Origin of the sequence: Bowmanella yangjiangensis, from assembly GCF_017255015.1 — a bacterium.
Lineage (GTDB): Bacteria > Pseudomonadota > Gammaproteobacteria > Enterobacterales > Alteromonadaceae > Bowmanella > Bowmanella yangjiangensis.
This window is the reverse complement of the sequence record NZ_JAFKCS010000178.1, coordinates 1-1,661: the sequence shown is the minus strand read 5'-3', so window position 1 is coordinate 1,661 and position 1,661 is coordinate 1. Positions and strand designations below refer to the sequence as shown.

Genomic DNA, 1,661 nt, shown 5'->3' with positions numbered 1-1,661 from the left:
AGCCCCAGTCGGTGATCTGCTCGCGGCTGAAGCGCAGCTGCTGCCCCCAGGTCACGCTCTTGACCACACGGGGCTCGTTGGCCACCTCGCCGACGAAGCCCTGATCGAGCACACGAAAGTGCGTGATCCAGAACGTCTCGATGCCATGTTCGTCCTCGACCATGACCTGCACCCGGAACCCCTGGGTGCCGGCAGGGGGCGCGGCGGCCAGCTGCAGGAAGTCATCCAGGGTACGCTGCGCCTCGCGCACCGCGGCGGCAATGGCCGCGTCCTGGCGATCGGCGGTGACCACCTCGTTGGTGTCACGTGCCTGGACGCCCAGAGCGGCCAGGCTCAGCGCGCACAGCGCAGAAACCAGTTGGATACGCATGCGGATTCCCTCCCTGCCAGTTGCCTGTTCTATTCGCTGAACGCCGCCATTGCCTCGTCCGGGCAACGCGCCGTCTCATCCACCAGTTGCCATTTCACCCAGCGCTCCAGGCGGCTGTACCAGGCCATGTCGCTGGTATCCAGCCACTGACGGGCCTCCTCGCTGCCGTTGCTGGCCGCGCGCTCCAGCCACAGCCGCCGTTGCACCTGGTTGACGCGGGTGCCACGCCCGTAGCTGTAGGCATCGCTGAGGCTCATCTGCGCGTCGGCATCATCCCTCTCGGCCGCCTGGCAGGTCCAGTACAGCGCCTTGTCGTCGGCCAGACTGAAGTGCATGCCCAGCTCGTCGTCGCTGGCCATGTCCTGAACGCCCGAGGCGTCGTTCCCGTAGAGCCATCCCAGCAGGTACATGGCTTTGACGTCGCCCTGCTGCGCGGCCTGTTCCAGCCAGGACATGACCCTGACCCGCTCAGCGCTATCGCCAGGATTCTCGATGTAGTCGAACGCCAGCTCGATCTGCGCATGCACCAGCCCCTGCTCGGCTGCCATGTTCATCCAGCGCACCCGCTCAACGCCAGGATCGTCCAGCAGATGGTCGCGGTACAGCAAGGCGAGTTCGAATGCCGCACGGGTGACACCTTGCTCCGCCGCACTGGCATACCAGAGCCGACTCTGCTCGTACTCCTGCTGCGTATAGAACAGGAAGCCGACGCTGAACTGGGCACAGGCGTCGCCATCGATGGCCAGCTCCAACTGCGAGCCAAACTGTGATCGGTCGGTGTTCAGCGAGCACTCCACCACAGCCGCCTGGCAGGTGGAAGCGAACAGCGCCAGGAGGCAGGCGAACAGGCTGCGCCGGGCAATGAGCCTTGCAGGCATGAGGGTCATCCTTGATCTGAAGTCGTGTGTCGTCTGCGCACGAATGCCGGCCAGCAAAGCACCGTGCTCCGGGCATGGCAAGCCTTTGGCGGGGTTGCAGGCCCGATAGTGGCACAAACTGTGATCACCTTCATGCCCCTGCCGCCCCTCCGTCCACCGCCGCCCTTTGCGGGTGATCCCGCGTTTTTCCATCACTTAATACAACGTTAAGCCAGGCTCCACACAATCGTTCCCAGGTTCATCAGCGAGGTTCCACACATGGAACTACCTTGGGCGCATCATGATCGTCCCGTTGCCCGCATCGGTCGTGGCGACAGTTACGAACTTCACCTGGCTTCTCCCGACAGTGCCCGCCGCGCGGCGCTTGAGCAGTTCATCCGCCAGCGTTTCGAAGTGCAGTACGACGCACATAT

General features: G+C 64.1%; 2 protein-coding genes. Both read right to left on the bottom strand.

The genetic code is table 11. The annotated features are described in order from the left end of the window. Positions 1 to 370 (bottom strand): DUF2314 domain-containing protein (locus tag J0A65_RS23100; protein ID WP_206596643.1); only part of this gene is annotated, 370 nt, incomplete at its 3' end. A gap of 29 nt (positions 371 to 399) precedes the next feature. Next, positions 400 to 1,305, bottom strand: coding sequence for a tetratricopeptide repeat protein (locus J0A65_RS23095; RefSeq protein ID WP_206596642.1), 906 nt, complete (start codon positions 1,303 to 1,305; stop codon positions 400 to 402). Positions 1,306 to 1,661: the final 356 nt, after the last annotated feature.